General features: G+C 52.4%; 17 protein-coding genes. 11 read left to right on the plus strand and 6 right to left on the minus strand.

Annotated features, from left to right (window positions below):
- Positions 1-395: 395 nt before the first annotated feature.
- Together IDM48_RS02610 and IDM48_RS02615 are read right to left on the minus strand one after the other, a co-directional pair.
- Entirely contained in the window at positions 396-1,031 is a 636-nt protein-coding gene (locus IDM48_RS02610; RefSeq protein WP_068170748.1) for a potassium channel family protein, read from the minus strand.
- 25 nt (positions 1,032-1,056) lie between these two features.
- On the minus strand, positions 1,057-2,475 hold the full coding sequence (locus tag IDM48_RS02615) for a TrkH family potassium uptake protein (protein ID WP_420803876.1): 1,419 nt from the start codon (positions 2,473-2,475) through the stop codon (positions 1,057-1,059).
- A gap of 134 nt (positions 2,476-2,609) precedes the next feature.
- Between IDM48_RS02615 and IDM48_RS02620 the strand changes: the two genes are divergently transcribed.
- From IDM48_RS02620 to ccsB, 10 genes are all read left to right on the plus strand, one after another.
- Positions 2,610-3,818 (plus strand): acetoin utilization protein AcuC, encoded by a 1,209-nt coding sequence (locus IDM48_RS02620; RefSeq protein WP_238398017.1) that lies wholly within the window; start codon positions 2,610-2,612, stop codon positions 3,816-3,818.
- Positions 3,819-3,978: 160 nt separating this feature from the next.
- The gene (locus IDM48_RS02625) at positions 3,979-4,968 is read left to right on the plus strand and encodes a metalloregulator ArsR/SmtB family transcription factor (protein ID WP_238398067.1); all 990 of its coding nucleotides are present in this window, start codon (positions 3,979-3,981) and stop codon (positions 4,966-4,968) included.
- Positions 4,969-5,007: 39 nt separating this feature from the next.
- Positions 5,008-6,738 (plus strand): FCD domain-containing protein, encoded by a 1,731-nt coding sequence (locus IDM48_RS02630; protein ID WP_151145368.1) that lies wholly within the window; start codon positions 5,008-5,010, stop codon positions 6,736-6,738.
- A gap of 249 nt (positions 6,739-6,987) precedes the next feature.
- Complete coding sequence (locus IDM48_RS02635; protein WP_005504750.1) at positions 6,988-7,086, plus strand: 30S ribosomal protein bS22; 99 nt, start codon at positions 6,988-6,990, stop codon at positions 7,084-7,086.
- 78 nt (positions 7,087-7,164) lie between these two features.
- On the plus strand, positions 7,165-7,434 hold the full coding sequence (locus tag IDM48_RS02640) for a glutaredoxin family protein (protein WP_068170679.1): 270 nt from the start codon (positions 7,165-7,167) through the stop codon (positions 7,432-7,434).
- 76 nt (positions 7,435-7,510) lie between these two features.
- Positions 7,511-8,191, plus strand: a complete 681-nt coding sequence (locus IDM48_RS02645) for a histidine phosphatase family protein (RefSeq protein WP_190617932.1) — start codon at positions 7,511-7,513, stop codon at positions 8,189-8,191.
- Positions 8,192-8,233: 42 nt separating this feature from the next.
- Positions 8,234-8,860 (plus strand): TlpA family protein disulfide reductase, encoded by a 627-nt coding sequence (locus IDM48_RS02650; RefSeq protein ID WP_068170682.1) that lies wholly within the window; start codon positions 8,234-8,236, stop codon positions 8,858-8,860.
- Positions 8,853-9,599: a cytochrome c biogenesis CcdA family protein gene (locus tag IDM48_RS02655; protein ID WP_068170685.1), complete on the plus strand. Its 747-nt coding sequence runs from the start codon at positions 8,853-8,855 to the stop codon at positions 9,597-9,599. The genes IDM48_RS02650 and IDM48_RS02655 overlap by 8 nt, the downstream gene beginning before the upstream one ends.
- Before the next feature lie 15 nt (positions 9,600-9,614).
- Complete coding sequence (gene resB / locus IDM48_RS02660) at positions 9,615-11,219, plus strand: cytochrome c biogenesis protein ResB (protein WP_068170688.1); 1,605 nt, start codon at positions 9,615-9,617, stop codon at positions 11,217-11,219.
- Positions 11,220-11,286: 67 nt separating this feature from the next.
- Positions 11,287-12,363, plus strand: a complete 1,077-nt coding sequence (ccsB, locus tag IDM48_RS02665) for a c-type cytochrome biogenesis protein CcsB (RefSeq protein ID WP_145176477.1) — start codon at positions 11,287-11,289, stop codon at positions 12,361-12,363.
- A gap of 83 nt (positions 12,364-12,446) precedes the next feature.
- Here the strand turns inward: ccsB and IDM48_RS02670 are convergent, their stop codons facing one another.
- Complete coding sequence (locus tag IDM48_RS02670) at positions 12,447-12,866, minus strand: PLD nuclease N-terminal domain-containing protein (RefSeq protein WP_190617934.1); 420 nt, start codon at positions 12,864-12,866, stop codon at positions 12,447-12,449.
- A 147-nt stretch (positions 12,867-13,013) separates the two neighbouring features.
- Between IDM48_RS02670 and IDM48_RS02675 the strand changes: the two genes are divergently transcribed.
- A complete protein-coding gene (locus IDM48_RS02675; protein WP_068170691.1) occupies positions 13,014-13,307 on the plus strand; it encodes a DUF4229 domain-containing protein in 294 nt (97 codons plus the stop codon).
- Between the two features lie 119 nt (positions 13,308-13,426).
- On the opposite strand, the gene IDM48_RS02680 is transcribed toward IDM48_RS02675, so the two are convergent.
- The 3 genes from IDM48_RS02680 to IDM48_RS02690 all read right to left on the minus strand — a co-directional run bounded on the left by IDM48_RS02680 (position 13,427) and on the right by IDM48_RS02690 (position 16,886).
- Positions 13,427-14,344, minus strand: a complete 918-nt coding sequence (locus IDM48_RS02680) for a 1,4-dihydroxy-2-naphthoate polyprenyltransferase (RefSeq protein ID WP_151145385.1) — start codon at positions 14,342-14,344, stop codon at positions 13,427-13,429.
- Between the two features lie 101 nt (positions 14,345-14,445).
- Positions 14,446-15,642 carry an AMP-binding protein gene (locus tag IDM48_RS02685; protein WP_190617935.1) on the minus strand — a complete coding sequence of 399 codons (1,197 nt, stop codon included), beginning with the start codon at positions 15,640-15,642 and terminating at the stop codon, positions 14,446-14,448.
- Positions 15,643-15,932: 290 nt separating this feature from the next.
- Entirely contained in the window at positions 15,933-16,886 is a 954-nt protein-coding gene (locus tag IDM48_RS02690) for a 1,4-dihydroxy-2-naphthoyl-CoA synthase (RefSeq protein ID WP_190617937.1), read from the minus strand.
- Positions 16,887-16,894 lie beyond the last annotated feature (8 nt).

A 16,894-nucleotide genomic window follows, 5' to 3' on the forward strand; every position in this document is an offset into this window, starting at 1 on the left:
ACGCCAGACCCAGCCAGTTCACCTTGTGCTGTGCCTGGTTAGTCTCTTCGACATAAGTTAAAAAAAGAAAGCTTCGACTGTAGGGAATCAGTCGAAGCTTTCCTGAATGCTCACTCGAAAGTTTGCATTCCAGTTTTGTTGTCTCAACGTCCGGCTTAGGGGATGCCAGCTCTTTGTCGAGAGTCCTAAACTGATTTGAACGGGTTCGCAATCCGTTCAGTAATCACTCGCACCTTTAGAGGTGACTCCATCATAAGCACCTTGAGGGCATATTGCCAATACAAAAACAGAAAATATTTGACGTTTTTTTAACAAAAATGATAGTTATGTAGATTTTCTACGGAGAAGTAGGTTGTGACTAGGTGGTTTAAACCCGTAGAAAAAACCAAAGAATTTTAGGGGCGATCAGCAAAACGTTCTAGTAAATCCACCTGGCCGGAGACAATCAACAAATCCCGGCTGGAAACTTTGGTACTCGGTGTTGCGTACGTAAAATCATCGCCGGGAGTCTTCACTCCAACGATAGTGACGCCGTACTTACTGCGCACATCGGATTCTGCCAAAGTGAATCCTTGAGTCTCCTTGGGCGGGCGCATTTTGACGATCGCGAAGTCATCATCAAACTCGATGTAGTCTAAAAGACGCCCTGAGACCAGGTGCGCCGCGCGTCGTCCTGCATCTGCTTCGGGGAATATGACGTTGTGCGCCCCAATACGGGAGAGAATCTTGCCGTGGGAGGGTGTGATTGCTTTAGCCCAGATTCGCTCAATTCCTAGGTCAACCAGGTTTGCTGTAATGAGAACCGATGCTTCCACCGAAGTTCCAACCCCCACGACGGCAGCGGTGAAGTCTGTTGCTCCTAGTTGGCGCAGGGCGTCGATATCCGTAGCATCGGCTTCGACCACGTGGGTGAGCAAACCTGACCATTTCTGAACGAGAACGGGATCTTTTTCTACCGCCAGAACCTCTTTGTTCTGCCGTTTGAGTTGGGCTGCTGTAGCGGCACCGAAGCGGCCTAACCCAATGACCATAACGGGCACGTTGTTTTTGTTGCGATCAGCCAATGATGGGCCTTTCTTCTGGGTATTTGTAGAGACGGCGACGCGAACGTAGCGCAAGGCCGGTCGCTACTGTAATGATGCCGATACGTCCGACGAACATAAGGGCAGTTAAGACATAGATACAGGATGGCGGAAGGGATGCTGAGAGTCCCACGGAGAGGCCACAGGTAGCGTAGGCGGAGATGACCTCAAAGAGCACCCGGTCCAGGCTCTCGCCGGTGATGAAGACGATGGCGGCGGTGCCGAGAAAAACGATGATCGCGCTCATCATGATGACCGAGATAGCGATGCGCAGAACCGAATCGGGAATTGTTCTATTGAAAGCGACGACGAACTGGTCGCCTCGTGCTTCGGCGATGACCGCAAGGATAACTACGGTGATGGTGGTAATTTTGACGCCGCCGGCGGTAGACGCCGAACCGCCGCCAATGAACATGAGCACATCGGTAATCAGAAGCGTGATGGGGTTAGCATCGTTCATATCTACCAGGTTGAAGCCGCCAGAGCGTGTCATCACCGAGGCAAAGAACGAGTTCAACAGCTTGTCTCCCATGCCTAAAGAACCGATAGTTTTGGCATTAGACCATTCGAAGAAGCCCCATAAAACCGCGCCCAATACGAGAAGGGTGACTGTGCCAATCATCGTGAGTTTGGTGGTGAGGTTCCAGCGGTTGAATCGGAAGGGATTCTGCTGGATGACCAGAATAACGGGAAAGCCCAGCGAGCCAATGAAAACGCCGATGCACAGAGGCAACAGCAACCATAAATCATGTCCATAGGGGACTAGACCATCGCTGTGCGGGGTAAAGCCGGCGTTATTGAAAGCAGAAACGGAATAAAAAATTCCATGCCAGATGCTTTGGAAAACTGACTCGCCTAACAGCATGAAACGCGGAATGAGAACCAGGGCAATGACCGCTTCAAAAGTAATAGAAGTGACCGCGACCGTTTTCAGCACCGAACCCAGCTCGCCGAGTTTACCGATATTCATTGCTTCCTGGGCAATCAGCTTGGAACGTAATCCGAGTTTTCTGCCGACTGCCATGGCGAGCAGTGACGTCATGGTCAACGTACCGAGTCCGCCAATTTGGAAGGCGAGAAGGATCATAAGTTGGCCGAAAAATGACCATTGAAGGGCAGTCGAGACCGTGGTCAATCCAGTCACGGTCACGGCAGAGGTCGCTGTGAACAGGGCATGGTGGAATGCGACTGCGTGGCCGTCGTTAGAGGAAAGCGGCAACATGAGCATCACGGTGAAGAAAATAATGACGATGCCGAAGGCGAAAATTGCCATGCGAGAGGGCGAGCTGCCCACGGTGCGGTCGATCAGGTCACGGATACCAGTTAAGAATTGAAAAAAACGATCTCTACCTTCTGTGGCATCAAATTCGCTCTCTAAGCGGTTTGAGCTCAATTTCGCCTCCTTTCCTAGCGGTTTTGGCGTTATTTAGCTTAGTCTGCCTCGTCAAAAAGTGGCATAGGCGCTCAGAAAGAGTAGGGTGTGTTTAGTATTAACTGTGAGCAACATTACTAGTAAGAGGTTGGGTTATGAGCTTCACTAATCGATGCCACCCTGTGCCCACGGGCATCATTTGGGGCTCCAGCATGGGCGAATACTTTTTCGGTGACTACCACCCCATGCATCCCAGTCGTCTGGACGCTACCGCTCGCCTGGCTTCAGACCTAGGTATTTTTGATCTTCCTCAAGTGAATGTCGAAGAGCCTGAAGTTGCCGGGGACTCGGTTCTCTGCCTTGCCCACGACCAGAAATATATTGATGAAGTAAAAGCTGTCAGTGCTAACCCTCAACTCACCATTGAAGACTGTGGGTTGGGAACCGAGGATACTCCGGGATATGCGGGCATCCACGAGGCTAGTGCGCGTTTGGCTGGTGGCAGTTATCAAGCCGCAGAAATGATTTTGAATGGCTCTGCAGTTCATGCGGTGAATTTCGGCGGAGGGATGCACCATGCTGCCCGCAACCGTGCCAGCGGGTTTTGTATCTATAACGATTGTGCGGTTGCTATCCAGCAACTACTCGATCAGGGGGTTAAGCGCGTGGCGTACATCGACGTCGACGCCCACCACGGCGATGGCACGCAGAGCATCTTTTGGGATAACCCCAACGTGATGACCATATCCATGCACGAAACGGGAATGAAACTGTTTCCCGGCACTGGGTTCTGCAACGAGTCAGGCCCCGAAGGAATCGCCAGCGGCACTTCAATCAACGTGGCGATGCCAGAGAACGCAAGCGATTCCGACTGGATTCGCGCCTTCGACGCGGTAATCCCTGCGATATTGCGAGCCTTTCAGCCAGAAGTTATCGTCAGCCAGCACGGGTGCGATTCCCACTTCAGCGATGATATGTCCCATTTGGGAATTAGCATCGAATGCCAGCGGGAAATAGCAGGATATGTGTCTGTCTTGGCGGACGAGCTCTGTGAAAGTAGATGGATCGCCACCGGCGGGGGAGGGTATTCGATTTATGATGCGGTTCCTCGGGCATGGACCCACCTGATGGCAATCGCTGCAGGCTCCCCGTTGGGTGTTCAACTGCATACCCCCACATCGTGGCAAGAATACATGCTGGAAAAGTACGGAACTCGTGCCCCTACTGTGATGGGTGATTTTACGGATTTGTGGTGGAGTTCGTGGGAAATCGGTTTCAATCCGGCAGATGAAACGGATCGAACGGTCATGGCAACGCGTAAAGAAATCTTCCCCCACTGGGGTCTTGATCCCTGGTATGACTAAACGCCTCACGGAACTGTGCACATATAATCCCAGCGGAATAAAGCCAAGTGGAGTTGAAGTCTGAAGCAATTCTGAGAGCTCTCCTAAAACTTTAAGGAGAATTCGAAACTTCACAGTGTCTATGCATTCGCCGTCGGGTATATATGTAATTATTGTGCTTATGATTGATGACGTTTTTGCAGTTATCGCAGATCCGACTCGTCGCCAAATTCTGCGCACCTTGTCTTCCGGGCAGCGTGCAGTAGGTGATTTGGTGGATGAGCTGGAAGTCAGTCAGCCCACAGTCTCAAAGCACCTGAAAGTTCTTCGAACCGCCGGTTTAGTTGAGACTCAAGCAGCCGGTCAGAAGCGCTACTATTCACTGACCCCAGCACCACTTGCAAAAGTTTCGCTGTGGATAGAGAGCCTTTCTTCCGCTGATGAGCAGACCAACGCTTCCCCCGAATCTGTTGAACAGATCCCCGAATCCCCCTTGTCCGTCGCTCAGACTGCTTCTGTAGAAAAAACTGCAGAAGACACTGGTACGGACTTAGCTGAAGATTCAGAACCTACCGCTGAAGCCGAGGTGCCTGAGAATCGCGAAGAGCCACAGCAAGCCGAACCTTCAGAGCGATCTCAATTCGACATGGGGGCAGAAGGGGGACCGTATGTGTCTCATCAGCCCAGACACTCCAGCGCTGCTATTAGCTTCTCCCCGCTCAAACCTTTTGTGCCGCAACCTTTCACTCCTTTGAAGCCTTCAGAGAAGACTTCGCAGGAAGCTCTGCCAGGGAAAACCGTGTCAGAAGAGGTGCCCAAGTCTTCCCAATCTGCTGAGCCTGGTGTTCACCCAGAACCAGAAGCAGAGACGCCGCGAGAAACAAATCTGTCCCTTACCCCGCAGGAAGACACCGCTGGGATGGAGCAAAAAGACAGCGAACTCGAAGAAGTTGAAGCACCTGCAGCTTCTGCCCTCGATGCGGATGAGCACGGCTCAGACGGCTTAGAGGAAGAGCCACACGTTGCTGAATCTTCACCAGAATCGTCGCCGCATATTCAGGAGCTACCCGGTTTGCCGACTGCCGCTGAGCAGGATAGCTCCCGCCGCGAGGAAGAACATCGAGGATTGTTCGCTACGCTCTCTCGCTGGGGACGACGTCGTTCTCGCTAATACCCACCCTCTTTTCTGGAAAGACTATAGAAGCCGTTCATGTCTGTAAACCGAAAAATTCTTACCTGGCTTGAAACTGAATTGTTTGAGGGTCGCCTTGAACTAGGGCAAAATTTGCCCGATGATCGCAAACTAGCCAACATTATCCATGCCAGCCATTCCAGTACTCGTGAAGCGCTAAAACAGCTGGAAATTATGGGTATTTTGCGACTCTACGAGGGTAAGCGCAAGACCATCATCGCTCGTCTGGTGAGTGAGCCCTTTGTCTCGGCCGCACCGGCTTTGCGCCTACATATGTCGAGCTCTCGTCATCCTATGCGCGATATTGTGCAAACTCGTATCCTGCTGGAATCGTGGGCTGTGCGCCATGCTATTCCTAGTAGCCCCGTGTTGGAGGAGCTTGAAAGCATTCTCACAAGCATGCAACGAGAGGGCATTTTGCCCCAAGAATTTCACCAGTACGAAGTTGACTTTCATATCGCTCTCACCAAGCTTTCAGGCAATCAGCTTCTGGCTGGTCTGATGACCTCAATGCGCGAACCCATCTACGAATATTTGCTGTCGATTATGGGCAAAGTTCCGCTGTGGAGCGCTACTGCTATTCGCCTGCGAGCTGAACACCAGGCTATTTTGGCTGCGTTGCAGGCTGGCGATGTAGAAATGGCTAGCCAGCTGGTTATTTCGACTATAGAGCGCCAGTATTCTGAAGCGGGAATAGACTTGGACGAGGCAACCGAGGTGGTCAACGATCTTCCCGGTACCCGCGCGTCCATAGCCCCTGTGGAGGTAGAGCAGGACGACCTGATTCCTCAGGATTGGGAAGTTCCCGTGGCATCCTCGCTTATTGAGGCATTAGAGAATATTGGGGCTTCCGCTCATGCAAGTGATCACCAGGCCTACGAGCACCGATCTTCTTTAGTCGATTCAGCCCCCAGAGATGCTGAAAATGAGGAATCAGAAGATAGCGAGACCGCTCAAGACGCCGAATCAGCCAAGCCTTCAGAATCCGCTGAAATGATTACTCATCAGCGATCCACCACGTCGGCAAATTTCATTGCAGTTGCAGACCAGAAGTCTTCGGCAGGTTCCTCTCGCCGGCGTCGCGGCGTGGTGAGTTCTGCGGTTCATGCGACCGTCATTAAACCTATTAATCGTTCTCAGCCTGCCGTTTCAACTCCCTCCGAGCCTGAATCCGCAGAGGCACGCGAATTAGCGGAGCAAGAGCGTTTACAACGAATAGCGCAACTAAGTGAAGAAGGGAATGTACCAGCTTCTTTGCCAGAAGAGCCTCAGATTGAGTCAGTTGCGGCTCAGGAGGTGGAGCCCGCGGAACCGGCTCTTGAAGCTGAGACCCCTACTCCTAAAAAACCGCGCCGTCTCCGGGGCTGGTTAGGGCTGGGCAAGAATTCCAACGCCAGCACTTCTGCGCAGGAGAAAGAAAACTCGCAAGAAGAAAATACCTCTGAAGAGCTCAACACTCCCGTCGAGGAAGAACCTCCTGCAGGTTCTTCTACAGACGTTTCCCCTGAATATTCAGCAGAGGAAACTGTCTCAGAGGATTTTTCCGCAGAACGAGAAGATTTCCCGGAGCCAGTGCAACCTCAAGCTCCTGAGGGGTACGTCTTTGCTAATGAAGATCACCTCGCACCAGAAATTATCGACGAAACCCCCAGAGAGCCGAAGACCAAGAAAGTCGAAGAGCAGGCAAGTCTCTCGGATTCTTTTACGATTAATAAAAAGAGCCAGAAGAAAAAGAAGCGGAAACGCTAGCGATGGGATGACCTGCCGGTTTCGCCCAGAACGAGAAAATCCTCTCATTTCGTAGCAGAATGCGGAAAATTCACAGATTGCTTGTACGCTATACAGAGAGCGTTTTTCAACCGTTTAGGCACTGTTGTGCCTATTTTGGTTTTTATGAAGCGTTTATACCGGTATAAACCGCAACCCGGCTTAGCTAACGCTTTACTCGCCCTAGCGGGCAAAGTGGCTGGGTGTTAATTGTTAAGTGAGGTGAATCCAATGGGTTCAGTTATCAAGAAGCGCCGCAAGCGTATGTCCAAGAAGAAGCACCGTAAGCTTCTCCGTAAGACCCGCCACCAGCGTCGCAACAAGAAGTAAATTCTTGTCAGCTTTTCGAGCCCCGCATTCTTTCGTGGAATGCGGGGCTCGAATACTTAACCCTCTAAACTGGAGGGTATGAATTCTCAGCAAATACCTCAGGTATCGCTTTTAACCAGACCAGGTTGCCACCTTTGTGACGATGCACGGGAAGTAGTTGACAGGGTCACCTCCGAGTTAGGGCTGGGCTTTGAGGAGATTAACGTGGATGAGTATCCTGAGCTCAAAGCCGCTCACGATACGGAAATACCTGTGGTGCGCGTCAACGGCGTGCCTAAAGATTTTTGGCAGATCAATGCCCGTCGGCTCACAAAAATTCTGCGTACTGAGCTGGAACGCGCAGCCTAAACACAAGTAAGTTTGATTCAAATAAACTTGCGTTCTTGGCTGGGCACGCCCGCCACAATTTGAGAGACTGGTCAGTATGAGTTCTTCACACGTCAAAGTACACGTTATGCGCCACGGCGAAGTAGAGAATCCTGAGCGGATTGTCTACGGTCGTTTGCCTGAATACCATCTCTCCGCACTGGGACAGAAGATGGTGCGAATGAGTGCTGAGGAATTCAAACGTATGTCGGATGAGGGCGCTAATATCGTATATTTGGCGATGTCACCGCTCACCCGTACTCGTGAGTCTGCCGCTCCAATTACTGAGCTGTTGGGACTAGAAGGACATCCGGACGAGCGTGTGATTGAGGCAGATAACCATTTTGAGGGTTTGCACGTGAATCGTGAGGAGATCTTGAAGAACCCCCGCCATTGGCCTCATCTTCTGAATCCGCTGCGCCCATCCTGGGGGGAGCCTTTTACTCATCAAGCTCACCGGATGGCAGAGGCAATAAAGGACGCCGGCGCTCAGGCGCTCGCTAGAGGTGGGAGCGGTGCCGAAGCTATCGTGGTGTCGCATCAGCTTCCTATTTGGATGGCACGAAGATCAGCAGAGGGCAAGTTCCTGCCCCATGACCCCCGTACTCGCCAGTGTAATTTGGCATCTATCACCACCTTCGAATTCGATGACTTGTGGTCACCTCAACGCCCTAAAATCAGTTATAAAGAACCGGCTGCGCCCCTGTACTCAGGTGTTATCCAGCTACCCGGGTCATAATTAAGTTTTGTCCTGTGCCCTTTATCTACTGTGAGAGTGTTTATGCCTGCGTTTTCAAGTCCAGATCGTGAGCTACGCGGATTTTCCCGCAAGCAAGCCTTATCGCTCGCCGGAGTTGCTACTGCTCTGCTTTTGACTGGTTGCTCTTCATCGAATGATTCGCTGGCTAGCCAGGCAGACGCTGGAGATTCTAAAGGCTATATTGCTGGGGACGGCTCGGTCACTGAATATTCTGAGGAAGAGCGTAGCCAGCCCGTTTCTTTCACGGGCACTCTCTATGATGGTTCGACCATTACCGCCGAAGAGTTGCGCGGTAAGCCTGCGTTACTGAATTTCTGGTACGCCGGCTGCGCCCCGTGTCGATCCGAGGCACCTCATCTCGTTGAACTTCATGAGAAATTTGGAAATAAGGTGCAGTTCTACGGCGTTAACGTCCGCGATGAGAGGGGCACCGCCGAAGCCTTTGAAAACAATTTCAAGATTAAATACAAGAGCTTTAAAGATGCCGATGGCAAGGTACTCTACAATCTTTCGAAGTTTGTGCCCGCTCAAGCAGTACCTACCACGCTCATTTTGGACGCCCAGGGTCGTGTGGCCGCTCGCATTCTAGGTGAAATTGATTCATCTATCCTGAAGACCCTTCTGGAAGATCAGGCGAAGAGTGTTTAATTTTGGTCAAGTAGTGACCGATGGGTCGCTGTGGCTATCGGTTCCCTTGGCGGCACTGGCGGGGCTTGTTTCTTTTGCCTCGCCCTGCGTCCTGCCTCTTGTGCCCGGTTATCTTGGTTATGTATCGGGTCTAAGCGGTAGCGATGCGCGGCATCCCACTCGCCGTACCATTCTTGGCATAGCTCTGTTTATCCTTGGATTTTCCACTATTTTCGTGCTCATGAGCGTGGTGCTGGCTCAGCTAGGGGCGGCTCCCTGGTTACGGGGGCAGTCTTGGGTTCAGGTAATACTTGGTCTTTTGGTTATTCTGATGGGCCTTGTATTTATGGGTAAGGTGTCCTGGTTCCAGCGTGACCTAAAGATTGAGCGCAAACCTCCGGCTGGTCTATGGGGAGCGCCGATTCTTGGCATGACGTTTGGTTTGGGTTGGGCGCCGTGTATCGGACCGACCTTTGCAGCGGTTCAAACCCTGGTGTACATCGACGGTTCCAATAGCGTGAAAGCAATTTTGCTGACTCTTGCTTACTGCATGGGGCTTGGCATCCCGTTCATGTTAGTGGCGCTAGGCATCACCCGGGGCGTTTCGACCTTTGGCTGGGCTAAACGCCACCACAGACTTCTGCAACAAGTGGGCGGGTTCGTGCTTATTGTCATCGGTATCATGATGGCAACCGGAGCCTGGACTGCCCTTATTTCGTGGGTTCAAGCAACCCTTCCGACCTACACCCTTCCAATCTAGTAAGAGAGCTTATCGATGGCGAAGAAAGAGACGACGGCGACTGCGCTTGGGCCCATGGGTATGTTGCGCTGGGCTTGGACTCAGCTCACCAAGATGAACACTGCGTTGTTCTTGCTGTTGATGCTGGCTGTGGCGGCTGTGCCCGGTTCTATTTTCCCTCAGCGTATTCAAGATCCCACCAAGGTGAGCGATTATATTGAGACGCATCCTACGTGGGGTCCTATCGCCGATAAAATTCAGCTCTTCGATGTCTTTAGTTCTGTATGGTTCGCCGCAATCTACATTCTGCTTTTCATCTCTTTAATTGGTTGTGTGATTCCTCGAGCGAATCAGCATTATAAAGCTCTTCGGAAGAAGCCTGCAAAGACTCCCAAGAATTTCGATCGCTTGCCGGTTCACCGCACTCTCACCATTCCTTCATCAGCTGGAGTGGAGGATCTCTCATCTGAACAGGCGATTACCGATGCTACAGCGGTTCTGAAAAAGCGTCATTACCGGGTGGATGTGCAAAGCATAGATGGCGTTTACTCGGTTAGCGCTGAGCGCGGCTATATCCGTGAAATTGGAAATATCATTTTTCACGTGGCGATGATTGGCGTGCTCATCGGAGTCGCTGTAGGTTCATTGTTTGGGTACCGAGGACAAAAGATTTTGGTGGAGGGGGACACCTTTGTCAACTCACTGATTAGCTTTGACTCGTTTACACCAGGTACTAACTACAATCCTGACTGGCTAGATCCTTACACTGTCACTTTGAATAAGTTCGACGTGGAATACGATCGCCAGCAAGGCTCTCACACCTATGGCGATGATTTGGACTACACCGCCGATCTCTCCTTCCAGGAGACAGACGGAACGACCGACCAGGCAACGCTGAAGGTCAACGATCCGGTGAATGTCAACGGCACGAATCTTTATCTTTCCGGTAATGGTTACGCTCCCATCATTAAGGTGGAAAACTCAGACGGTTCAGTTGCCTATGAAGGTCCCGTGGTTGGTCTGACCTCTGATGGAAAATATACTTCTTCAATTGTGCTCAAAGTCCCCGATGCAAAGAACGGGCAACTTGGGTTTGTTGGAATGTTCTTGCCCACTGGTGAGCGGGATGCGACAACTAACATCCCTCGTTCTATCGATTCCGAAGCCTTGAACCCCATGCTGGTTCTGCAGTCTTACACTGGCGATTTGGGGCTCGACAGCGGCCGACCGCAAAATGTCTATGTGCTCGATACCAATACGCTCAAACCGCTCAACACGATGGCTACAGGTAACGGTATTGTGCTGGACGCCGCAAACAACACCGTAGATTTGCCCGAGGGGCACGGCAAAGTTACTTTTGAAGGTTACAAGCGGTACGTTGGATTAGACGTGCACTACGACCCTGGTAAGAAAATCGTATTGTGGTCCTTTATCGTGGCATTCTGCGGTCTGATTATTTCCCTCTTCGTTCCCCGACGTCGTGTCTGGGTTCGCGCACAATCCGCAGGTTCAGATCTCCTAGTCGAATATGGTTTGCTCGCACGCGGCGAAGACCCACGTCTGGCAGACGAAGCAGATAAACTAACCGATATCTTTGCGGCCCGCTGGGGTCTAGAATTTAGTGAAGCTGACGACGCTTAGCTAGAAAAGCTGTTCGGAGGAACAAACATTGCTTAATCAAACCCTCGCCCAATGGAGCGAGCTGTTCATGTTTTTGGCGGCGGTGACCTACATGGTTGCCTTCATCGCCTTCGCGTGGGACGTTGCAGCGCATTCGCGTACCACTCAACGTCTTGAGTCGCAGCACGTTCAGAAGAAGGCTCCGGCCCGCAAAGCACAGCTAGTCGGTGCTGGAGTGGGTTCAACTGCAAAATCCGGCACTCGAAGTGCCAACAAAAATGAGGGCAGGCTCGTCAGCAACGAGCAGGGTACTGGTGCTCGCGGTCTGGGGTTCAATAAGTCTGCGGCAGAAATGCTAGAGGGCGAAGTTGCCGACTCGTCCATGATGTGGGGTAGCGGTACCCAGAAGCGTACTGCTGCGCGCATTGCGGTTGCTGTGATGATTCTGGGCGCTGTGATTCACCTGGCGGGTGTTCTGTCTCGTGCCTTCGCAGCAGGTCGTGTTCCCTGGGGAAACATGTATGAGTTCTGCACTACCGGTGCTCTTGTGGTGTCGGTGGTTTTCCTCATCTCGTTGATTTTCCGTGATCTTAGGTTCGTCGGTGTCTTGGTTTCAGGTTTGGCACTGACCATGATGACGGCGGCGACCATCGGCTTCCCCACCCCTGTGGGTCATCTCAAGCCCGCTCTGCAGTCTTACTGGTTGGTTATTCACGTTTCGATTGCGGTTTTAGCATCAGGCATTTTTACTATTACTTTTGCCATGGCAGTTTTGCAGCTCATCCAGACCCGCCGAGAACGTGACATCATCTCAGGCAAGGGGTCCAAGCTGAACTTCATGCGCTTGGTTCCTTCCTCTCAGGCACTGGAAAACTTTGCCTTCCGCCTGAACGCTGTGGGTTTTGTAATGTGGACCTTCACTCTCGCCGCCGGCGCTATTTGGGCAGAGAAAGCATGGGGACGCTACTGGGGCTGGGATACTAAGGAAGTCTGGACGTTCGTCATTTGGGTTGTTTATGCCGCCTACCTGCACGCTCGTGCAACCCGCGGTTGGGCCGGTCCTCGATCGGCGTGGCTTTCTATCGCAGGCTACCTGTGCATCGTTTTCAACTTTACGATTGTGAACGTTTTCTTCTCGGGGTTGCACAGCTACTCGGGTCTCTAAAATTTCGTAGCTAAATATGGCAAAAGCGCGAGTTTTCAAAATAATATTTTTGAAAACTCGCGCTTTTTACCTGTAAAAGGAATTTAGAGGGAGGGAGGGTTCTCGCCCTCTTCGTTCTTGTTGTGCCGTTGCTGGCGCATCTTGCGTAATTCTTCATCGAGCTGGGCGTTCAGTTCCGCTTCCCGTTCTTCTTCTCGACGGCGGGATTCGGCCTCCCGCTTGGCCCGCGCATCCAAGAATTTGAGGTATTCGGCGTCATCGTCTGGAGCTTGACGGGGCTGAGGTGTCACCGGCCCGAAGCTCGTTGAAGGTTTGCGCTGTTTACCCAAGAAAAGCCAGAGCAGGGCTCCTATGACTGGGAAAATGATGATGAGCAGTATCCAAGCAGGTTTGGGAACTCCGCGAACTTGGGAGCGGTCGGTGCGCCCACAATCAATGAGCGCATAAATAATGAGCGCCACTAAGAGTGCTCCGCCACCGATAATCATCATTGCTCGAATCATGTCTAAATTCTTTCATGCCAGCACCCATTTGTGCCCTAATTTCTCGCTCAGCAATGACTTGCACCGGGAGCGGGGTCAGTGTGGTTTTCGCAGAAAGCTACTGGGAAGCACGTTATTTCTCGACCCAAAGTTCGCTAGACTGGTTTGGTGAACTTTCTCAAGTATTCTTTGCTTCGTTTCGGTCTGATGATCGTTGTCTTTCTTCTGTGCATGTGGCTCAACGTGGGCTTGATTCTTTCGGGAGTCTTTGCCATACTCATTGCCTTCGCCGTCTCCTATTTGGCGTTTCCCAAGTTGCACGTCGCTGCTGGTCAAGATATGCAGAGATGGTTTTCTAAGCGTCGCAAGGACACCCCTCAGAAAAAAGCGGTCGCAGAAGATACTGAGATTGAAGATGAATACGCTGAACAGAAACGCCGGGAAGAAGGAATCGACTTCTAAGATTCTGTTCAGATATAGCAAAAGAGCATTCCAGATGGAATGCTCTTTTGTGTTTAAGCAGGGAAATGCAGCGCGAACTTCCCGCACCAACCATCTAAGTGTTACCAGACATCCAAGTGTTAGTAGCCGAGGAAAGGCACTGACTCGGGAGTAAAGATGTCGAAGGTTCCTAGATAGGCAGCTACAGCGACCAACAGAGAATATGCCATAGCAACCAGCCCCGCCTGTTTGAGAACGGGGATCAGTGCTTTACCGTTGCTGCCAGAAAGCACCACAAAGCACGAATGCAGGATGGGACCCAGCAAGATGAATACCATCAGATACCAGGGATTTGCTGGCACAAGGAGGGCGGTGAGGAAAAGCCCCAGAAGCATCTCGATGGCGTAGACGCGACGGGACCACGTATCACCCAACCGTACTGCCATCGTCAATTTACCGACTTCTCGGTCGGTGGGAATATCACGCACGTTATTTGCCATGAGCAGGGCGCAGGAGAAAAGGCCCAGAGCGAGGGCAAAGACCCAGCCTTCGAGTGTGAGGTGAGCAGTCTGAGTGAAGAGAGTCCCCAGGGTAGCTACCAGACCAAAATAGATGAAGACGAAGATGTCACCCAACCCCATGTATCCGTAGGGGTGCTTGCCGCCGGTATAACCCCAAGCCGCGAAAACAGAAGAAGCGCCGATGGCTAGGAACCACCATTGCTGGGCAAGAACGACCAGCCCTAGACCGGCAAGCATTGCCAAACCAAAGCAGAGAAAAGCAGCTGCTTTAACATGAGATGGTTTTGCCACGCCAGAGCCCACGAGGCGGAGCGGGCCTACTCGAACTTCGTCGGTACCCTTTACCCCATCGGAATAATCGTTGGCGTAATTGACGCCCACCTGCAGAAAAAAAGCCACCAAAAAAGCTAGGAATGCGCGGAAAGGTTTGAACTCGCCCCAGGAATATGCCGCTGCGGAGCCTGCGATAATGGGAGCAATCGCAAGGGGGAGCGTGCGTAGGCGCGCTCCTTCAATCCATTGAGCGGGTGTAGCCACAGAACTCTTCTTTCTACGAACCAAAAACTTGAGCAAGCAAACTTTATTCTCTCACACGGGCCGCAGGCTTCCTCGACTGCTCCGGTGTGAGGAGTAGAGCACTACTTCCCTGCGGCAACGGCAAGCAGTGCGGCAAGCTTTTTACGGTCGGGCTTGCCGGTAGAGAGCTGAGGGAAAGTATCTAGCGCTTCAAGGTGCTTAGGGCGCTGGGCAGGATCTAGCTGTTCAATGAGAGCGGATATTTCGCCGTCAAACGAACTTGTTTTCTCGCGCACGTTGACTGCTGCAACCACAGCGGATCCCCATTTAGCATCGGGGATGCCGCACACGAATGCTTCGCGAACCAGGGGATGTTTTTCGAGCTGTTGCACTATGGGGGCGGGAGAGACCTTTACCCCACCGGTGATGATGATATCGTCTGATCTACCTTCTACTCGCAGCTGACCGCGAGAGAAGGCGCCGACGTCGTCGGTGCGGTACCAGGGCAGCCCGGCTGAATCGAAGAAGAAATGTTTTTGAGTTCTGTGCGGGTCGTTCAGGTAGCCGCTACCCACCATATCTCCACCGAGCCAGATACGTCCCGCTGTACCCTCGTTTGTTTCTTCTATCCGAATAGAGACGCCGGGGAGGGGTTTGCCGTTGTAAACGCAGCCTCCTGAGGTCTCCGCCGAACCGTAAGTGGTGTACACCTTCAGGTTCTTTTCTTCAGCCTGTTGCAGTAACGCTGCGGACGCGGATGCTCCTCCGAGAAGGATCCCGTCGAAAGACTGAAGAGCTTCTAAGACAGCAGGTTGGGTTTCGGCGGCTTCCAGCAGTGTATGAAGCTGAGTAGGCACCAAGGAAAGCATCCGTGCGCCACCACTCATCTTTTCAGCCGCTGAAAGAAAAGACTGCGGGGTGAAATGTTCCCCGCGTGTGATGGAAGAAGCGACGACCGGCGCCGTACCTGCTAGGACTGAGCGGGCAAGCACTTGGGCACCTGCCACATAATGCACCGGGAGCGCCAACATCCATTGAGCATGTTGCGTTCCACAAAATTGTTCGGTAGCTCTGCCTGAGGCGGTGAGGGCACGGGAGGAAAGTACCGTCTTCTTGGGCATCCCTGTTGAGCCGGAGGTAGCGACGACGAGCGCAGCGTCCTCGCTGGGGTGAGCAAGCAACTTCTCAAAGGTGCGGAGCATTCCTGAGATGTCAGAAGGAATATTTTGCCCCACCGTTATCGCGTGCCGGTGGAGGCCAGCTGGGGCAGAAAAGGGCTGAAGATTCTGCGGGTCAAAAATGGGGTGCTCTAAAGTCATGATGCTTCAACTTTATCCTGAAGATAACGAGAAAAAAGAAGTTCTAGTTCCTGGTAGATGACTCTTCGTACGATACTTCGGGCATGCTGCACAGCGAGAGGCAAACTGGCTGGGGCTGGCATGAATCGCATTTGTGAGCGTCAGCGAACCATGCGAGAAGGAATGTTTGCCGACGCTGTGCAGAATGGCAGAGACGGGGCGGCCGTCAGTAATTCTTTTTGAATAAGGTCTTCTGCGACAAAAAGGGCAACCGAATAATCTCGGTTGCCCTTCTTTGTATCAGAGAGGTTTTAGAAGTAGTAGGGGTACTGTTCCCACTGCGGATTACGCTTCTGTAAGAAAGCATCGCGACCTTCTACCGCTTCATCGGTCATGTAAGCCATACGCGTGGCTTCGCCAGCGAAGACCTGCTGACCTACCATGCCGTCGTCTGGCAGGTTGAAGGCGAATTTCAGCATGCGGATGGCCTGCGGTGACTGGCGTGCGATGTGAGCTGCGTATTCCAGCCCTTTCTTTTCAAGGTCCGCATGGGCAACGATCTCGTTGACCGCTCCCATCTCATACATGCGCTGAGCATCGTATTCTTTGGCTAAGAAGAATATTTCTCGGGCAAACTTCTGTCCCACCTGGCGTGCAAGTAAAGCTGAACCGTAACCGGCGTCGAAAGAACCTACGGTGGCGTCAGTCTGTTTGAACTTACCAAATTCGGCAGAAGCAATAGTGAGGTCAGCAACCACGTGGAGCGAATGCCCGCCTCCTGCTGCCCACCCTGAAACGAGTGCGATTACCACCTTAGGCATGGTGCGAATGAGTCGCTGAACTTCTAGGATGTGGAGACGACCAGCGCGTGCTGGGTCAATCGTCTCCGCGGTCTCACCTTCAGCGTAGTGGTAGCCATCGCGACCGCGAATTCGCTGATCGCCGCCGGAGCAAAATGCCCAACCACCGTCTTTCGCGGACGGCCCGTTGCCGGTGAGAAGAACCGTGCCCACGCTGGAGGTCATGCGGGCATGATCAAGTGCGCGGTACAGCTCATCTACGGTGCCGGGGCGGAAGGCATTTCGTACTTCGGGGCGGTCAAAGGCGATACGAACGGCTGGCAAATCGCGCAGGATTTCGCCCGATTCGTTGCGTTCTACTTGGCGGTGGTAGGTGATGTCTTGAAAGTCTTCAAAACCTTCCACCACGCGCCACTGGTTGGGGTCGAAAATGTCAGAAACTTTTTCGGGAAGCTCAATAGTCATAGCGACAA

The organism is Rothia amarae (assembly GCF_014705945.2).
Classification (GTDB): Bacteria; Actinomycetota; Actinomycetes; order Actinomycetales; family Micrococcaceae; genus Rothia; species Rothia amarae.